We start from the raw sequence: 16,817 nt of genomic DNA, 5'->3' as shown, positions 1-16,817 counted from the left end.
CGAGTCGATGCGGTCGGCATCGCACCGCGCATGGCCGGCCGCAGGCGCTGCAGACTGCCGGCATCTGTGTTTAACTCGCGGCTTCACTTGTCGAAGGAGCGTGCGATGGATCTCGGATTTATCGGGCTGGGCGAAATGGGGCAGGCGATCGCGACGAACCTGCTGAAGGCGGGGCATCAGGTGCGGGTCTGGAACCGTTCGCGCGAGCGGACCGAGCCGCTCGTCGCGCTCGGCGCGCAGGCGGTCGGCACGCCGGCCGACGCGTTCCGCGGCGACGCCGTGTTCTCGATGCTCGCCGACGATGCCGCCGCGCGCGGCGTCTTCGACGACGCGCTGCTCGCGCAGGCGCCGCGCGGCCTGATCCACGTCAACATGGCGACGATTTCCGTCGCGCTCGCCGAGTCGCTCGCGCACGCGCATGCGTCGCGCGGCCTCGACTATGTCGCGGCGCCCGTGATGGGGCGGCCGGACGTCGCGGCGGCGGCGCGCCTGACGATCATGGCGGCCGGCCCGGCGGAAGCGATCGACCGGGTGCAGCCGCTGTTCGACGTGATCGGCCAGAAGACCTGGCGGCTCGGCTCGCTGCCGCAGCATGCGAACGTCGCGAAGCTCGCCGCGAATTTCACGCTGGCGTCGGCGATCGAGACGCTCGGCGAGGCGTCCGCGTTGCTGGCCGGGCACGGCGTCGCGATGCGTGATTTCCTCGACGTGATCACCCACAGCGTGTTCCCGGGGCCCGTGTACGAAGGCTACGGCGCGATGATCGCCGAGCGGCGCTACGAGCCGGCGCGCTTCAAGGCCCGCCTCGGCCTGAAGGATGTCCGGCTCGCGCTCGAGGCGGGCGACGCGGTGTCGGTGCCGCTGCCGGTCGCGAGCCTCGTGCGCGACAACCTGCTCGATGCGCTCGCGCACGGCGGCGGCGAGCTGGACTTCGCGGTGCTCGGCGAGGTCGCGTCGCGCCGCGCGGGCCGCTGAGGCGGCGCGGGACAAATCCGCGCCGCAGCCGGCATAATCGTCTTTTTTCCTTCGCGCAGAGGCGGCAATGAGCTTGCATACGTGGTGGCTTTTCGTGGCGACGGTGTTCGTCGTGTCGGCGATTCCCGGTCCGAACATGTTGCTCGTGATGACGCACGGCGCGCGGCATGGCCTGCGGCGCTCGGCGGCGACGATGGCCGGCTGCCTGAGCGCGCTGGTGCTGATGCTGTCGGTGTCGGCCGCCGGGCTCGGCGTGTTCCTCGAGGCGTGGCCGGCGATGTTCAACGCGCTGCGCTATGCGGGCGCGGCCTACCTGGTCTACCTCGGCGTAAAGGCGTGGCGCGCGCGCGTCGATGCCGGCACACCGGGCGGCGACGTCGAGCCGGTGGCCCGCCAGGCCGCGCCGGCATCGCGCTGGGCGCTGTTCCGCAACGGCTTTCTGGTCGCGGGCAGCAACCCGAAGGCGATCCTGTTCGCCGCCGCGCTGCTGCCGCAGTTCATCAACGCGTCCGAGCCGACGCTGCCGCAGTTCGGCGTGCTGGTCGCCACGTTCGCGGTGATCGAGGTGAGCTGGTATCTCGTCTATGCATTGTTCGGCACGCGAATCGGCGCGACGCTGAAGAGCCAGAACGTCGCGAAGGCGTTCAACCGGCTGACCGGCGGCCTGTTCGTCGGCTTCGGCGCGATGATGGCGCTGGTGCGGCACTGATTCCGGCGGTTTCCGGCTGCTTCGGCCCCACGCCCCGTCCTCGTCCGAGGGCGGGGCGTTCGTCTTTCAGGGGCGCGCGCCGGGCGCGGCCGCCGTGCCGGGACGGCGCTCGGCCAGGAGCCCGAACGCGCCGGCGGCGCCGGTGAACGCCAGCGCGACGCCGCACACCGCGGGCCAGCCGGCCCACGCCCACGCGCTGCCCGCGAGCGCCGCGCCGAGCGCGCCGCCGACGGCGCTCGCGCGCAGCGCGCATCGCGATGGGCTGCAGGTAGTCCGCACCGCCGGGCTGGAGACGCGGATCAACATCTGGTTCGTGCACGGCGCGCTGCCGGGCCGCCTGCTGCGGCCGGTCACGCTGCTGCGGGACGCGCTGGCCGAGGTGCTGGCGCAGGAAAACGAGGTAGGGTCAGGATCAATGGCTGTTTAGAGCCAGCATTCGAGGGAAAGTCCTGATTTTCTCGACGGAAATGTTGCATTGCAGAAATTGATTCGCTATAGTTGCACCTGTCTCCTCCATGTCTCCTCTGATATGGATTCAGCCCGCCTTTTAGGCGGGCTTTTTTTCGTCCGTACTTTTCCGATCAGTCTCAGAACTTGTACGACATCCCGACGTAGCTGATGATCGGATCGGCCTTCAGGTCCGATTTCGACTCGGCGAGCGTCGTGCCGTCGGCGGCCTTGATCGTCACCGTCGACGTCGTCTTCAGCGGGATGTAGGTGACCGACGCGACGAGCCCGAAATGCTCGGTGACGTTGTACTGCAGGCCCGCGTTGAACACCGGCTGCCACGACGACGACGCCTTCGCCTCCACCGAAGTCTTGCCCGGCTTGCCCGCGCCCGCCGCGAGGATCGCGCCGAGGTTGTCCTGCGTCTGCCTGACGAAGTTCGGGTTGAGCTGCAGGTCGCTGAACCAGTTGTACGACACGCCGAGGCCGAGGAACGGCCGGAATTTCGCGTTCGCCTGCGGAAGTAGTACTGCAGGATCACGGCCGGGCTCCACTGCCGCACGCTCTTCACGATCGGGTTGACCGAGCCGAGCCCGATGTCTTGCGTGCCGAGCGCGCCGGCCGGGCCGGGCGGCTTGATCGTGCCCTGTCCCGACACCTTGAACACCGGCGGCACGCCCGCCACCGACGTGACCGCGATGTGGTCGGTGAGGAAGTGGCTGACCGTGAGGCCGACGGTGTCCGCGCCGCTCGTGCGCAGCCCGGTGCCCGGCGACGTGAACGACGGCGGCAGGCGCAACGGCGTGTTGATCGGCGTCGGCGCGACATTGGTCGTCATCGGCGTGCTGCTCTGCTGCGGCATCACGTGGAACCAGCCGAGCGTGACGACGTTGCTGCCGGCGCTTTGCGCGTGCGCCGCGAGCGGCGCCAGCGCGGCGGCGCCGGCCGCCGCGCCGAGAAGGATCTTCTTCATGACGGCTTCCGGGCCCGCTTACTGGACGAACGCGCCGATCGTGAAATACGGCGTCGAACTCGCGTTGTCGAGGAAGCCGAACACGCCGCCCGTGAAGATGAACTTGCCGGTGGGCGTCGTGCTGCCCGCGCCCGTGTGGACCGTCGTGACGGTGCCCGGCACCTTCTGCGTGTAGTCGAGGTCGAGCGGGGTCGCGAGCGATGCCTGCGACGGCTGGAACGGATCGAGCAGCGTCGCCTGGTTGTTGATCAGCGCGGTGGTGCGGTAGTTGAACGCGCTGTCGACGCCGATGTACTCGCCGTTCTGCGAGCCGACCGTGATCGCCGTCTGCGGCGCGAGGATCGAGATGCTCGATTCGTCGTCGGCGGTGAGGCCCGGCACGCCGTTGCCGTCGGGCTGCACGTTCGGGTTCGCGACGCCGGTGCGCACGAGGATCGGCACGAGCTGGTTGCGCAGCTTGCCGACGATCATGAAGCCCTTGCCCTGCGGCAGCGTCGACAGCGTCGGCTTGACCTGGCTCTGGTAGCTGTTGGTCTGGAACGCGCCGCTGCCGTCCGCCGACTGCGCGAGGTTCGTGCCCGGCTGGCGGCACGTGCCGGCGAACTGGCCGGTCGAGTCGCACTTGATCCACGTGCCGTCGGCGTTGATCGTCACCTTCGGGTCGATCGACACCGGCGCGAACTGCTGCGACGGCACTTCGCCGAAGCCGACGTGGCTGTACGTGCCGGCGAGGTTCGCGAGGTTGGTCTCGATCGCCGAGAAGCCGATGAACGGGTAGTACGGGAACTTCGTGTCGGGCACCGCGGCCTGGCCGAGCACGCCGCCGAACTGGATCTCCTTGCCGGGAATCGTGCCGCCCGCGACGCCGAAGCCGACGAAGATGCGCGCCGGGCGCGACGGGTCGAGGCTCGCGCCGTTCAGGCGGAACGCGCACTGGTTCAGCTTGTTGGTCGGCAGCAGCGTTTCCTGCGTGAGCGTGCCGCTGTCGACCGTACCGGCGCGCGTCGGCGTGACGGTGCCGGTGGTGCGCGGAACCGGCGATTCGATGTAGCTGACCTGCCAGGTCATCCTGGTCGTGTCGAGCTGCAGCTTGACGAGCTCGCCGCTGCCCGCGCCGCCGGTGTAGACGGTGCCGTAGTCGAGCGCGGCGGGGCAGAGACGGTCTTCGACGAGCGGCGGCGGATTGTCGCTCCCCCCGCCGCCGCCGCATGCCGAAAGAAGGGGGGCGGCCACGGTTGCCGCGAGAATGAGGTTGCGCTTCATGTTGCTCCTCCAGAATTTGTCTTGTGTGGCGGCCGGCTCCCTGTCGGCCGCTTCGTGTTTGTGCGTCGTCCTGCCGGCGCCGTGCCGGGCGCCTCTCGGTCGTTGCCGCGGCGGCGTGCGTTACTTGCTGATCTGCGCGCCGACGCCGAAGTACGGCGCCGACGACGTGCTCGCATTGGCCGACGACGGCGTGACGCCGCCGTTCACCGTGCCCTGCACGAGCGCCGCGTACAGCCCGCCCGTCGCGATCAGTAGTCCGGAACTTGCCGCGTAGCCCGAATTGGCCGGCGGGATCGTCTGCAGGTTCAGCAGGCCCGGCGTCGCCTGGCCGTAGTCCAGCGTGAAGCCGTCCTCCGCGGCCTGCGTCGTCGGGTTCACGAACGTCGCGTTCCCGCCGCGGATCAGCGCGGCCGTGTACTTGAAGTTCGAGTCCGCGCCCGCGTAGCCGCCGTCGATGCCGCCCGACGCGAGCGCCGTCGCCTTGCCGAGCACCGCGATGCCCGATTCGTCGTCGACCTGCGCGTCGGCGTGCAGCGGCGGCGTGCCGAGGTTCACGTTGCCGGTGCGCACGATCACGGGGACCGTCGCGCCGTTGAGCTGGCCGATCACCATGTGCGCGATGGCCGACTTGCCGGTCTGGCCGACCAGCGGCAGGCTCGTCTGCGGCAGCGTTTGCGGCGCCTTCGTGCTGTCGAAATAGCCGCCGTTCGCGCTCGCCTTCCACGGGTTGCCGGTCGTCTGGCAGCCGCCCGAGCTCGTCGACGTGCACGCGCCGTTTGCATCGAACGTCTCACTCGAGTTCGTGCCTTTCGTCGCGTAGTTGCCAGACGGCACGAGGTAGTAGATCAGCGCGTTGTAGGTGCCCGGCAGCTTCGTGAGGTCCGTCGTCGTGCTCGCGAAGCCGAGGAACGGATAGAAGTCGAAGTGGCGGTTCGGCACCTTGCCGACGTTCTGCACGATGCCGGGGATGATCGTCAGGCCGTCGTACTGGATCGTCGCGCCAGGAATGCCGCCGCCGGCCACGCCCATGCCGACCAGCAGCATCGGCGGGTTCGACGGGTTGAAGTCGGCGGCCGTCGAATAGGCCGAGCCGTTTCCGGCCGTGCCCGCGCCGGGCGTGAGGACGAACGCGCAGCGCGTCTGCTCGGCGGTCGGCAGCGTGCCGGTCGGCGGGTGCATGACGCGGCCGGTGATCGTCGTGCCGACGCGCGTCGGCGTGACCGTGCCGGTCGCCAGCGGAATCGGCGATTCGAGCCACTTGAGCGTGTAGGTCATCGCGACCGCGTCGATGTTGACGCTGACGATCTCGCCGCTGCCGGCGCCGCCGAGATACGTGCTCTTCACGATGTCCGCGTTGGCCGGGCACAGCGCGCCGTTGACGGGTTGTGATGCCGGCGGCCCCTGCGTGCCGCAGCTCGAGCCGGAACATTGCGGCGCTTCGATCGGGGCGGGCGCGCCGGAATCCCCTCCTCCACATGCGACGAGCAAAGGGGCAATGGCAAAGGCCGTTGCCACCCCCTTCGATAAGGTGTGCGACATGCCGCTGTCTCCAATCGTTTAATTGTGCGGGTTAATGTCGCCGCACGTATTTTTGCTGTCAATTGATGAACCCGTCTAAAAAAGACGATTGAAACGGCGGGCGCGCACTGAATGCTTTCGGGATCGGGAATTCAGTAAGAATTAAAACGCAAGGCATGCTGAAGATGTGCGCGGAAGGCGACGCGGTGCGGCACGCCGGGCAATGCGGCGCGGCCTTTGGGTCATTGCGGCAGCGTTTAAAGCGAGGGTATCCGGTTTATCCCTATTCGGGATTGACTGGATAAAGGGCGGAAGGAATTAATCGATCGGATATCGCGCAATCGAAAGCTTGTAAATAATTGTAAAACCCTGCGCGAATTATCACTTATTGTCAATTAAGGCTAAATAAAAAGCCGGCCAGCGGCCGGCTTTGCATCGCATGCGAGGATGACTCAGCGCGTGAGGCCCGTGTCCTCCGCCGCGCCGATGTTCAGGTTCATGCACTGGATCGCGGCGCCCGACGCGCCCTTGCCGAGATTGTCGAGGCGCGCGACGGTGACGAAGCGCTCTTCGTTGCCGAACACGAACAGGTCGACGCGGTTCGTGTCGTTGTTCGCCTGCACGTCGAAGAAGCCGGCGTCGAGGTTGTCGTCGGCGTTGAACGGGGCGACGCGCACGAACGCTTCATCCGCGTAGTACTCGGCGAAGATGCGCTGCACGTCCTGCGGCGTTGCGCGCTTTGCGAGCTGGCCCGGCGTGAAGTAGGTCGTCACCGCGAGGCCCTTGAGGAACGGGCCGACGATCGGCGTGAAGATCGGAGCAGTCGCGAGGCCCGTGTGCGCGGCCATTTCCGGCAGATGCTTGTGCGTGAGGCCGAGCGCATACGGGCGCGGGCTCGCGAGCTTCGCGGCCGACGCGGGGTTCTCGTAATCGGCGATCATCGACTTGCCGCCGCCGCTGTAGCCGGTGATCGAGTGGCTGTGCGCGGCGAACGTCGGCGCGACGACGCCGGCGTCGACGAGCGGCCGCATCGCGAGCACGAACGCCGATGCGTGGCAGCCGGGCACCGCGATGCGCTTCGACGTGCGGATCTTCTCGCGCTGCGCGCGGGTCAGCTCGGGCAGGCCGTATGCCCAGTCCGGGTTCGTGCGGAACGCGGTGCTCGCGTCGATCAGCGTCGTGTCCGGGTTCTCGACGAGCGACGCCGATTCGCGCGACGCGACGTCCGGCAGGCACAGGAACGTGACGTTCGACGCGTTGATCAGGCGGCGGCGTTCGTCGACGTCCTTGCGCTTCGCTTCGTCGATGCGAAGGATCTCGATGTCGCTGCGGGCGGACAGGTATTCGAAGATCTTGAGGCCGGTCGTGCCTTCCTGGCCGTCGACAAAAACTTTGGTGCTCATTTCGCTCTCACTGAAACGGGGCCGCGGCGCTTGCACGCCGGAAAACCGCCATTCTAAGACTTCATGCGGCGAGCCTGCACCGCACGGGCCGAAAAAAAGACGGCCGCGCGGGCCGTCTTGTGTCCCTTTATCGGGGCAGGCCGCTTCAGCGGCCGCCCGCGATCCAGCGGGCCGTCGCCTCGGCGACGCGCCGGCCGAACGCCTTCGCGGTCTCGAGATCGCCCGGCAGCGGCGCCTCGTCGGGCGACGCGTCCGACGGCGATTGCGCGAGCAGGCCCGTGAAGCCGCCGACGAAGTTGATGTCGTTGCGCGTGGCCGCCTTCGAGTTGGCCGGCATCAGGCCCGTGCCGACCCACACCATCCCGTGCTGCATCGCCAGCGTGACGAAATATTGAATCGTCGAGAACTTGTCGCCGTTCATCGTCGCGGAGTTCGTGAAGCCCGCGGCGATCTTGTCTTTCCATTTCTGCGTGAACCACGCTTTCGACGTCGCGTCGGCGAACGTCTTGAACTGCGCCGACGGGCCGCCCATGTAGGTCGGCGCGCCGAACACGATCGCGTCGGCCGCGTCGAGCGCGGCCCAGCCTGCGTCGTCGAGGTCGCCGACCGCGACGAGGCGCACGTGCGCCCCCGTGTCCTGCGCGCCGGCGTGGACGGCTTCGGCCAGCTTCTTCGTATGGCCGTAGCCGCTGTGATAGACGATGACGATGTTCGACATGGGGCGTTCTCCGGAAGGGGACGACACGGCGGCCGCCGCGGCCTGCCGCGTCACGCGCCGCAGCGGGGCGGCGCGACGGGTGCGCGGCGGGATGCCGCGACCGCTGCGGTGGAGTCTAGCAAGCCGAAATGACGGGAGAACGGCGCGCGGTGCGTGGACGTTCGCGCGCCGAAGCGATCGCGACGCCCGCCTGCGCTCATCGCCCGTAGGTGACGGTGAGCTGCGCGGTGCCGATCGCCTGCGTGCCGATCTCGTGCTCGAACATCGGCGCGGGGCGGCCCTGGCCGATGCGCAGGTCGGTGCTCTTCAGCGCGTAGATGGTGATCACGTAGCGATGCGGCTTGCCGGGCGGCGGGCATGGGCCGCCATAGCCGTCGATGCCGAAATCGTTGCGCGCCTCGCTCGCGCCGATGCGCCGCAGGAGGCCCGACGCGCTCGCATCGGCGGGCAGGCTCGTGACGGTCAGCGGCAGGCTCGCGACGGCCCAGTGCCACCAGCCGTGGCCGGGCGCGTCCGGGTCGAACATCGTGATCGCATAGCCGCGCGTGCCGGGCGGCGGATTGCGCCACGACAGTTGCGGCGAGCGGTTCGCGCCCTTGCAGTCGCCGCGGTCGAACACCTGCGCGGCGCCGACGCGCCCACCGGGCGCGAGGTCGGTGCTCGTGACGGTGAACGGGCCTTCCGCGCGCGCGGGCGCGGTGGCGAACGTGGCCAACGCGGCGGCGGCGGCGCAGAGCAGGGTAGCGATGAACGGAGCCGTACGACCGGGTGGCGCAGGTGAGGTGATCCGGCGACCCACACGCATATGGCGCTTCTCCCGTCACGTGGGCCGGGCCGACGCTCCCGGCGTGATTGGCGTTGTAGGTGGTTGCGCGCGCAGCCGATGGCGGCGATGGAGCAAGTCTAGCATTAGGGTTCGATGAGCGACGCATGCCGTGGCCGCGGACGCGGCCCGATGCTGATCTGGATCGACGGACGAAAAAAAACCGCCCGCGAGGTCGCGGGCGGCCGTTTCAGCCTGGGCGCCGGCAGCGTGGCCGGGGTGGCGTCATTCTTTCGGGGCCGTGGCGCCGCCGTGCGCGGCCGACCACTCGGCCGGCGAGTGCAGGAATTTCTCGACTTCGTCGAGCGTCTTCGTCTCGAAGTAGCCCGACGCCTTCGCGACGCGCAGCACGTCCCACCAGGTCGCGAGCGCGTGCAGGTCGACGTCGATGTCCTTCAGGACCGACACGCTTTCCTTGAAGATGTTGTAGTGGAACAGCACGAAGCAGTGGTTCACCGACGCGCCTGCCGTGCGCAGCGCGTTGATGAAGTTGATCTTGCTGCGGCTGTCGGTCGTCAGGTCCTCGACGAGCAGCACGCGCGAGCCTTCTTCCAGATGGCCCTCGATCTGCGCGTTGCGGCCGAAGCCCTTCGGCTTCTTGCGCACGTACTGCATCGGCAGCATCATGCGGTCGGCGATCCAGGCCGCGAACGGGATGCCGGCGGTTTCGCCGCCCGCCACCGCGTCGATCTGCTCGAAGCCGACGTCGCGCAGGATCGTCGCTTCCGCCATTTCCATCAGGCCGCGGCGCACGCGCGGATACGAGATCAGCTTGCGGCAGTCGATGTAGACGGGGCTGGCCCAGCCGGACGTGAAGATGAACGGCTTTTCGGCGTTGAAGTGCACCGCCTGCACTTCGAGCAGGATTTTGGCGGTCGTGTCGGAGATCGTCTGACGATCGAAGCCTGTCATGGGCATTCCTTGGATGGTGAGCGAGGTGCGGGCGCGTGCCCGGTGGCGCAGCAAGGGGAGCCCGCCCGCGAGGGCCGGGGCGCGACCGGGGAGCCGATCGTATCGCTGCGCGCGTAGCCGGCTATTTTACCCGATTCGGGCTGCTTTCGACGGACTTTGCGCGCGCTTGCCGCCGTGTACGGAACGGTCCGGAATAAACGGGGCTTGATCGGCGGGCCGCTGCGAGGCCCGCGATGCCGCGCCGCAGCAACGTTCGTCATGCGCGGGGGTGTACACTAGGCGGCCCTAGAATAATCGCTCGGTACTTTGTACTTTCCTCTTGCCACCCGCCGAGGTTCGATCGCGCGCCGATCCGGCGTGCAACGGCCGTCGCAGTCGAATACCCCCTCGATCCACGCATCCGCGGCTCAAGGTGCTGCGTACTGAGCACTCGCATTTCTCTTTCGCATGTCTCTCGCAGGTCAATCATGGACGAACAACTGAAGCAGGCCGCACTCGCTTATCACCTGAACCCGAAACCCGGCAAGATTTCGGTCACGCCGACCAAGCCGCTGTCGAACCAGCTCGATCTGTCGCTCGCGTATTCGCCGGGCGTCGCGGCCGCGTGCGAGGCGATCCACGCCGATCCGCTCGACGCGCAGAAATACACGTCGCGCGGCAACCTCGTCGGCGTCATCACGAACGGCACGGCGGTGCTCGGCCTCGGCAACATCGGCCCGCTCGCCGCGAAGCCGGTGATGGAAGGCAAGGGCTGCCTCTTCAAGAAATTCGCGGGCATCGACGTGTTCGACATCGAGCTGTCGGAATCCGATCCGGACAAGCTCGTCGACGCGATCGCGATGCTCGAGCCGACGCTCGGCGGCATCAACCTTGAAGACATCAAGGCGCCGGAGTGCTTCTACATCGAGCAGAAGCTGCGCGAGCGGATGAAGATCCCGGTCTTCCACGACGACCAGCACGGCACCGCGATCATCGCGTCGGCGGCGATCCTGAACGGCCTGAAGGTGGTCGGCAAGACGATCGGCGAAGTGAAGCTCGTATGCTCGGGCGCGGGCGCGGCGGCGATCGCGTGTCTCGACCTGCTCGTGAAGCTCGGCCTGAACAAGGCGAACGTGCTCGTGTGCGACTCGAAGGGCGTGATCTACGAAGGCCGCGGCAACCTCGATCCGTCGAAGCAGCGCTACGCCGTGACGACCGATGCGCGCACGCTCGGCGACGCGATCGTCGGCGCGGACGTGTTCCTCGGCTGCTCGAGCGCCGGCGTGCTGAAGCAGGACATGGTCAAGGCGATGGGCGACCGTCCGCTGATCCTCGCGCTCGCGAACCCGGAACCGGAAATCCGCCCGGAAGATGCGAAGGCCGCGCGCCCCGACGTGATCATCGCGACCGGCCGTTCGGACTACCCGAACCAGGTCAACAACGTGCTGTGCTTCCCGTTCATCTTCCGCGGCGCGCTCGACGTCGGCGCGACGACGATCACGGAAGAGATGAAGCTCGCGTGCGTGCGCGCGATCGCCGAGCTGGCCGAGGAAACCGACCAGAGCGAGGAAGTCGCGAAGGCGTATGAAGGCCATTCGCTCGAATTCGGCCCGGAATACCTGATTCCGAAGCCGTTCGACCCGCGCCTGATCATCAAGATCGCGCCGGCCGTCGCGCAGGCCGCGATGGATTCGGGCGTCGCGACCCGTCCGATCCAGGACATGGACGCGTACCGCGAGCAGCTCGGCACGACCGTCTACCGCACCGGCATGGTGATGCGCCCGGTGTTCGCGACCGCGAAGAAGGCCGCGGCCCGCATCGTGTTCGCCGAGGGCGAGGACGAGCGCGTGCTGCGCGCCGCGCAGTTCGTGCTGCAGGAGAAGATCGCGAAGCCGATCATCGTCGGCCGCCCGTCGGTCGTCGAGATGCGCTTGCAGAAGATCGGCTCGAAGCTGAAGGCCGGCGTCGATTTCGAGATCGTCAATCCGGAAGACGACACCCGCTATCACCGCTACTGGCAGGCGTACCACGAGATCGGCGCGCGCGACGGCGTGACGCCGGAGGTCGCGAAGGCGGCGCTGCGCAAGTTCAACACGCTGATCGGCGCGATGCTCGTCCACCTGGGCGACGCGGACGGCATGATCTGCGGGATGATCGACACGTACCACAGCCACCTGAAGTTCATCGAGCAGGTGCTGGGCCGCGCGAAGGGCGCCGAGCACTTCGCGGCGATGAACCTGCTGATGCTGCCGGGCCGCAACCTGTTCCTGTGCGATACGTACGTGAACGAGGTGCCGAGCGCCGAACAGCTCGCCGACATGACGATCCAGGCCGCGGCCGAGATCGAGCGCTTCGGCATCACGCCGAAGGCCGCGCTGCTGTCGAACTCGAACTTCGGCAGCGCGCCGTCGGCGACGTCGCGCCGGATGGCCGAGGCCCGCAAGCTGATCGTCGAGCGCGCGCCGCACCTGGAAGTCGACGGTGAAATGCACGGCGACGCGGCGCTGTCCGAAGCGATCCGCAAGGCCGCGTTCCCGGGCACGACGCTGACCGGCGAAGCGAACCTGCTGATCATGCCGAACGTGGAAGCGGCGAACATCGCGTACAACCTGCTGAAGATGGTCGGCGGCGAAGGCGTGACGGTCGGCCCGCTGCTGCTCGGCGCGGCGAAGCCGGTCCACATCCTGACGCCGGCCGCGACCGTGCGCCGGATCATCAACATGACGGCAGTCGCCGCGGCGAACGTGAACACGAAGTAAGTTCGCGCGAGCGGTCGCGCCGCGCTCCCCGCGCGGCACAAAGAAAAACGCCACGGAACCCGGGTTCCGTGGCGTTTTTTCTTTGGGCTATAAGCAAGCGGCGGCCGGCGTCCGCATCGCGAACGCCGGCTCCGCGCCCCGTCAGGCGACCTGCTGCCGGCTTTGGCCGCCCGTCGGCGAACGCCACTGCGCGAGCAGCGTGTTCCACTTCGTGCGAACCGCGCGCAGGTTGTTCTCCTTCACGTGACCATAGCCGCGAATGCCGTCCGGCAGCGCGGCCAACTCGAGCGCGAGCGGGCGGTTCGCGGCCGTCAGCTTGCCGACGACTTCGCCGATCAGCGCTTCGTACTCGCCGATCAGCGCACGCTCGGTGCGACGCTCCTCGGTGCGGCCGAACGGATCGAGGCCGGTGCCGCGCAGGAACTTCAGCTTCGCGAGCATCCGGAACGCCGGCATCATCCACGGGCCGTACGCCTTCTTCACCAGATGGCCGTGCGCGTCCTTCTTCGCGAACAGCGGCGGCGCGAGATGGAATTTCAGCTTCCAGTCGCCTTCGAACTGCGCGGACAGGCGCGCGAGGAACGCCGGATCGGACTGCAGCCGCGCAACCTCGTATTCGTCCTTGTATGCCATCAGCTTGAACAGGTTGCGCGCGACCGCCTCGGTCAGCGGCTCCTGCGCGTCGCCGTCGGCCAGCGCGCGCTCGGCGGCGCGCACGCGCTCGACGAACGCCGCGTAGCGCGCCCCGTAGGCTGCGTTCTGGTACGCGGCGAGGAACTCGACCCGCTTCGCGATCAGCGCGTCCACCGACTTCTTCGTGTGCAGCGCGATCACCGTCGCACCGGCTTGCGCGGCGCGCGCGCCGCCGGTCGCGGCCTGCTGCACGCTCGCGAGGTCATGCGCGGCGCGGCGGCCCCAGTCGAACGCCGCACGGTTCTTGTCGACCTGCACGGCGTTCAGCTCGATCGCGCGCTCGAGCGACGCGAGCGTGAGCGGCAGCCAGCCTTTCTGCCACGCGTAGCCGAGCACGAACGGGTTCGTGTAGATCGCGTCGCCGAGCAGCGCCACCGCGAAGCGGTTCGCGTCGACGAGATCGACCGCGTCGCCCGCGGCCGCGCGGATGTCCTGCTCGGCCGACAGGCCCGGGAACGACCAGTTCGGGTTCTTGATGAACTCGGCGGTCGGCGTCTGCGCGCTGTTGACGACCACGCGCGTCGCGTTGTGCCGCATCCGCGACGTGCATTCGTCGCCGGCCGTGACGAGCGCGTCGCAGCCGATCACGAGATCCGCTTCGCCCATCGCGATCCGCGTCGCGTGGATGTCGGTCGGCGCGTGCGAGATCTGCACGTGGCTCATCACCGCGCCGCCCTTCTGCGCGAGGCCGGTGACGTCGAGCACGGTCACGCCCTTGTTCTCCAGGTGCGCGGCCATCCCGAGCAGCGCGCCGATCGTGACGACGCCCGTGCCGCCGACGCCCGTGACGAGCACGCCGTACGCGCGGTCGATCGCCGGCAGCGCCGGCTCCGGGATCGGCGGCAGCGCGCTGCCGTCCACCGACACGGCCTTCGGCTTCTTCAACTGGCCGCCCTCGACCGTCACGAAGCTCGGGCAGAAGCCCTTCACGCACGAGAAGTCCTTGTTGCAGGTCGACTGGTTGATCTGGCGCTTCGTGCCGAATTCGGTTTCCAGCGGCTCGACCGACAGGCAGTTCGACTGCACCGAGCAGTCGCCGCAGCCTTCGCATACCGCGTCGTTGATCACGACGCGCTTCGCCGGGTCCGGATACGCGCCGCGCTTGCGGCGGCGGCGCTTCTCGGTCGCGCAGGTCTGGTCGTAGACGAGGATCGTCGTGCCTTCGATCTCGCGCAGCTCGCGCTGCACGTCGTCGAGCTGGTCGCGGTGATGGATCGTCACGCCCGGCGCGAGCAGCGACGTCTGGCCTTCGTACTTGTCCGGCTCGTCGGTGACGATCACGATCTTCTTCGCGCCTTCCGACGCGAGCTGGTGCGTGATCTGCGGCACCGTCAGCACGCCGTCGACCGGCTGGCCGCCCGTCATCGCGACCGCGTCGTTGTACAGGATCTTGTACGTGATGTTCGCCTTCGACGAGATCGCCGCGCGCACCGCGAGCAGGCCCGAGTGGAAGTAGGTGCCGTCGCCGAGGTTCGCGAACACGTGCTTCTCGTTCGTGAACGGCGCCTGGCCGATCCACGGCACGCCTTCGCCGCCCATCTGGCTGAACGTGCTCGTGTTGCGGTCCATCCACACGGTCATGTAGTGGCAGCCGATCCCCGCGATCGCGCGCGAGCCGTCCGGCACGTTGGTCGACGTGTTGTGCGGGCAGCCCGAGCAGAACCACGGCTTGCGCTCGGTCGTCACGTGCGGCTTCGCGAGCGCGGTTTCCTTCGCGTGGATCACCGCGAGCCGCGCGGCGATGCGCGCGCGCACGTCGGACGGCAGCTCGAATTTCTCGAGGCGCGTCGCGATCGCCTTCGCGATGATCGCGGGCGACAGCTCGTAGTGCGCGGGCAGCAGCCAGTTGCCCATCGGCACCGACCATTCGCCGCCGGCGCCGTCCTTCTCGTCGAACTTGCCGAACACGCGCGGACGCTGCGCGTCCGGCCAGTTGTACAGCTCTTCCTTGATCGCGTATTCGAGGATCTGGCGCTTTTCCTCGACGACGAGGATCTCGTCGAGCCCGCGCGCGAACGCCTGCGCGCCCTGCGCTTCGAGCGGCCACACGCAGCCGACCTTGTACAGGCGGATGCCGATGCGCGCGCAGGTCTCGTCGTCGAGGCCGAGGTCGGTCAGCGCCTGGCGCACGTCGAGGTACGCCTTGCCGCCCGTCATGATGCCGAAGCGCGCGTGCGGCGAGTCGATCTCGATGCGGTCGAGCTTGTTGGCGCGCACGTAGGCGAGCGCCGCGTACCACTTGTAGTCGAGCAGGCGCGCTTCCTGCACGAGCGGCGGGTCGGGCCAGCGGATGTTGAGGCCGCCGTCCGGCATGATGAAGTCCGACGGCAGCACGATCTCGGTGCGATGCGGGTCGATGTCGACCGATGCCGACGATTCGACCACGTCGGTCACGCACTTGAGCGCGACCCAGAGGCCCGAATAGCGGCTCATCGCCCAGCCGTGCAGGCCGAAGTCCAGGTATTCCTGCACGTTCGACGGGAACAGCACCGGCAGGCCGCAGGCCTTGAAGATGTGTTCGGACTGGTGCGCGAGCGTCGACGATTTGGCCGCGTGGTCGTCGCCGGCGAGGACGAGCACGCCGCCGTGCTGCGACGAGCCGGCCGAGTTCGCGTGCTTGAACACGTCGCCGGTGCGGTCGACGCCCGGGCCCTTGCCGTACCACATGCCGAACACGCCGTCGTACTTCGCGCCGGGGTACAGGTTCACCTGCTGCGAGCCCCACACGGCGGTGGCGGCGAGATCTTCGTTGAGGCCGGGCTGGAAAACGATCTGGTGGGAAGACAGGTGCTTCTTGGCCTTCCACAGCGACTGGTCGAGGCCGCCGAGCGGCGAGCCGCGATAACCGGAGATGAAGCCGGCGGTGTTGAGGCCGGCGGCGCGATCGCGTTCCTGCTGAAGCATCGGCAGGCGCACCAGCGCCTGGATGCCGCTCATGTACGCGCGGCCGCGTTCGAGGGTGTATTTGTCGTCAAGCGTGACGGACGTCAGCGCGGCTTCTAGGGACGCGCGTTGGCCTGCGTCTAGCGGGGCATTCATTGATGAGTCTCCTCCACCCAGTCTGGGATCGCCAAAACTTCGATTGCGTCGGCGTCTTGTGAACACGTCGGCAGTGGCCGGCATATTGGCCGGTTTCAGGCGATGGTAGCACTGGGAAAAACCCGCCGCTCGTCGTCAAAATTGCTGCGCCGGCCCGGTTGCGAGCACGTTTTGCGCGTTACAGCATGTAAAAGCATGTAAAGCCGCGCACATCGTCCGGCACTTGCCGTTAATCTGGGCGGCCTGCCGGAGGTGCCCGCCGGCGTCGATTGTCATGACGAAAGCGGGGAGGCGCCGGCAGTTCAACAGGAGGTACCAATGAACACACGTCATATCCAGAGTTTCCTGATCGTGTCCGCCGCGTTTTTCGCGATGACCGGCCCGGTGCGTGCGCAAGGCGCGAGCGCACTGGCGGCAGCGGGCGTGCAGATGAGCCGGATCGCGCCTGCGCGGCACGCCGATGTGCAGCCGTCGGGCGTGCGCCTGGTCGCGCCGGGGGCGAATGCGCATTGATCCGGCCGGGCGGCCGCACCGGCCGCGCCGATGAACGTCGATGAAAAAAGGGCGGGAATCCTGGGATTCCCGCCCTTTCTATTTGCGCCGGCG

General features: G+C 68.0%; 11 protein-coding genes and 2 pseudogenes. 5 read left to right on the top strand and 8 right to left on the bottom strand.

The annotated features are described in order from the left end of the window. Positions 1-105: 105 nt before the first annotated feature. From WJ35_RS10290 to WJ35_RS29880, 3 genes and pseudogenes are all read left to right on the top strand, one after another. Entirely contained in the window at positions 106-975 is an 870-nt protein-coding gene (locus tag WJ35_RS10290; protein ID WP_060234780.1) for an NAD(P)-dependent oxidoreductase, read from the top strand. 67 nt (positions 976-1,042) lie between these two features. After that, positions 1,043-1,684, top strand: a complete 642-nt coding sequence (locus WJ35_RS10285; protein ID WP_060234781.1) for a LysE family translocator — start codon at positions 1,043-1,045, stop codon at positions 1,682-1,684. A 217-nt stretch (positions 1,685-1,901) separates the two neighbouring features. Beyond that, a pseudogene (locus WJ35_RS29880) lies at positions 1,902-2,111 on the top strand (LysR family transcriptional regulator); the annotation flags it as partial. A 160-nt stretch (positions 2,112-2,271) separates the two neighbouring features. Here the strand turns inward: WJ35_RS29880 and WJ35_RS10275 are convergent. The 7 genes and pseudogenes from WJ35_RS10275 to WJ35_RS10245 form a co-directional block, all read right to left on the bottom strand. Then, positions 2,272-3,104, bottom strand: a pseudogene (locus WJ35_RS10275) (OmpW/AlkL family protein). 18 nt (positions 3,105-3,122) lie between these two features. After that, the gene (locus WJ35_RS10270; protein ID WP_069239110.1) at positions 3,123-4,367 is read right to left on the bottom strand and encodes a DUF2957 domain-containing protein; all 1,245 of its coding nucleotides are present in this window, start codon (positions 4,365-4,367) and stop codon (positions 3,123-3,125) included. A gap of 120 nt (positions 4,368-4,487) precedes the next feature. Further along, complete coding sequence (locus tag WJ35_RS10265) at positions 4,488-5,906, bottom strand: DUF2957 domain-containing protein (RefSeq protein ID WP_069239109.1); 1,419 nt, start codon at positions 5,904-5,906, stop codon at positions 4,488-4,490. 431 nt (positions 5,907-6,337) lie between these two features. Then, a complete protein-coding gene (argC, locus tag WJ35_RS10260) occupies positions 6,338-7,288 on the bottom strand; it encodes an N-acetyl-gamma-glutamyl-phosphate reductase (protein WP_010092972.1) in 951 nt (316 codons plus the stop codon). Between the two features lie 145 nt (positions 7,289-7,433). Continuing rightward, entirely contained in the window at positions 7,434-8,006 is a 573-nt protein-coding gene (locus tag WJ35_RS10255) for a flavodoxin family protein (RefSeq protein WP_059593257.1), read from the bottom strand. 196 nt (positions 8,007-8,202) lie between these two features. Beyond that, the gene (locus tag WJ35_RS10250) at positions 8,203-8,811 is read right to left on the bottom strand and encodes a YbhB/YbcL family Raf kinase inhibitor-like protein (RefSeq protein ID WP_069239108.1); all 609 of its coding nucleotides are present in this window, start codon (positions 8,809-8,811) and stop codon (positions 8,203-8,205) included. A gap of 243 nt (positions 8,812-9,054) precedes the next feature. Continuing rightward, a complete protein-coding gene (locus WJ35_RS10245; RefSeq protein ID WP_069239107.1) occupies positions 9,055-9,741 on the bottom strand; it encodes an orotate phosphoribosyltransferase in 687 nt (228 codons plus the stop codon). 467 nt (positions 9,742-10,208) lie between these two features. Between WJ35_RS10245 and WJ35_RS10240 the strand changes: the two genes are divergently transcribed. Next, entirely contained in the window at positions 10,209-12,479 is a 2,271-nt protein-coding gene (locus WJ35_RS10240; RefSeq protein ID WP_059648215.1) for an NADP-dependent malic enzyme, read from the top strand. A gap of 141 nt (positions 12,480-12,620) precedes the next feature. Here the strand turns inward: WJ35_RS10240 and WJ35_RS10235 are convergent, their stop codons facing one another. Beyond that, positions 12,621-16,211, bottom strand: coding sequence for an indolepyruvate ferredoxin oxidoreductase family protein (locus WJ35_RS10235; RefSeq protein ID WP_060234786.1), 3,591 nt, complete (start codon positions 16,209-16,211; stop codon positions 12,621-12,623). Positions 16,212-16,529: 318 nt separating this feature from the next. Between WJ35_RS10235 and WJ35_RS10230 the strand changes: the two genes are divergently transcribed. Then, the gene (locus tag WJ35_RS10230) at positions 16,530-16,724 is read left to right on the top strand and encodes a hypothetical protein (protein ID WP_010092966.1); all 195 of its coding nucleotides are present in this window, start codon (positions 16,530-16,532) and stop codon (positions 16,722-16,724) included. Positions 16,725-16,817 lie beyond the last annotated feature (93 nt).

The sequence above is a fragment of the Burkholderia ubonensis genome (assembly GCF_001718695.1).
Classification (GTDB): Bacteria; Pseudomonadota; Gammaproteobacteria; order Burkholderiales; family Burkholderiaceae; genus Burkholderia; species Burkholderia ubonensis_B.
The sequence above is the reverse complement of the archived record's forward strand: the minus strand, read 5'-3'. Positions and strand labels throughout refer to the sequence as shown.

What these genes read in the sequence shown, in the direction of transcription:
- WJ35_RS10290 (WP_060234780.1), top strand. Translation starts at nt 106, where the DNA reads ATGGATCTCGGATTTATCGGGCTGGGCGAAATGGGGCAGGCGATCGCG.
- WJ35_RS10285 (WP_060234781.1), top strand. Translation starts at nt 1,043, where the DNA reads ATGAGCTTGCATACGTGGTGGCTTTTCGTGGCGACGGTGTTCGTCGTG.
- WJ35_RS10270 (WP_069239110.1), bottom strand. Translation starts at nt 4,367, where the DNA reads ATGAAGCGCAACCTCATTCTCGCGGCAACCGTGGCCGCCCCCCTTCTT.
- WJ35_RS10265 (WP_069239109.1), bottom strand. Translation starts at nt 5,906, where the DNA reads ATGTCGCACACCTTATCGAAGGGGGTGGCAACGGCCTTTGCCATTGCC.
- argC (WP_010092972.1), bottom strand. Translation starts at nt 7,288, where the DNA reads ATGAGCACCAAAGTTTTTGTCGACGGCCAGGAAGGCACGACCGGCCTC.
- WJ35_RS10255 (WP_059593257.1), bottom strand. Translation starts at nt 8,006, where the DNA reads ATGTCGAACATCGTCATCGTCTATCACAGCGGCTACGGCCATACGAAG.
- WJ35_RS10250 (WP_069239108.1), bottom strand. Translation starts at nt 8,811, where the DNA reads ATGCGTGTGGGTCGCCGGATCACCTCACCTGCGCCACCCGGTCGTACG.
- WJ35_RS10245 (WP_069239107.1), bottom strand. Translation starts at nt 9,741, where the DNA reads ATGACAGGCTTCGATCGTCAGACGATCTCCGACACGACCGCCAAAATC.
- WJ35_RS10240 (WP_059648215.1), top strand. Translation starts at nt 10,209, where the DNA reads ATGGACGAACAACTGAAGCAGGCCGCACTCGCTTATCACCTGAACCCG.
- WJ35_RS10235 (WP_060234786.1), bottom strand. Translation starts at nt 16,211, where the DNA reads ATGAATGCCCCGCTAGACGCAGGCCAACGCGCGTCCCTAGAAGCCGCG.
- WJ35_RS10230 (WP_010092966.1), top strand. Translation starts at nt 16,530, where the DNA reads ATGAACACACGTCATATCCAGAGTTTCCTGATCGTGTCCGCCGCGTTT.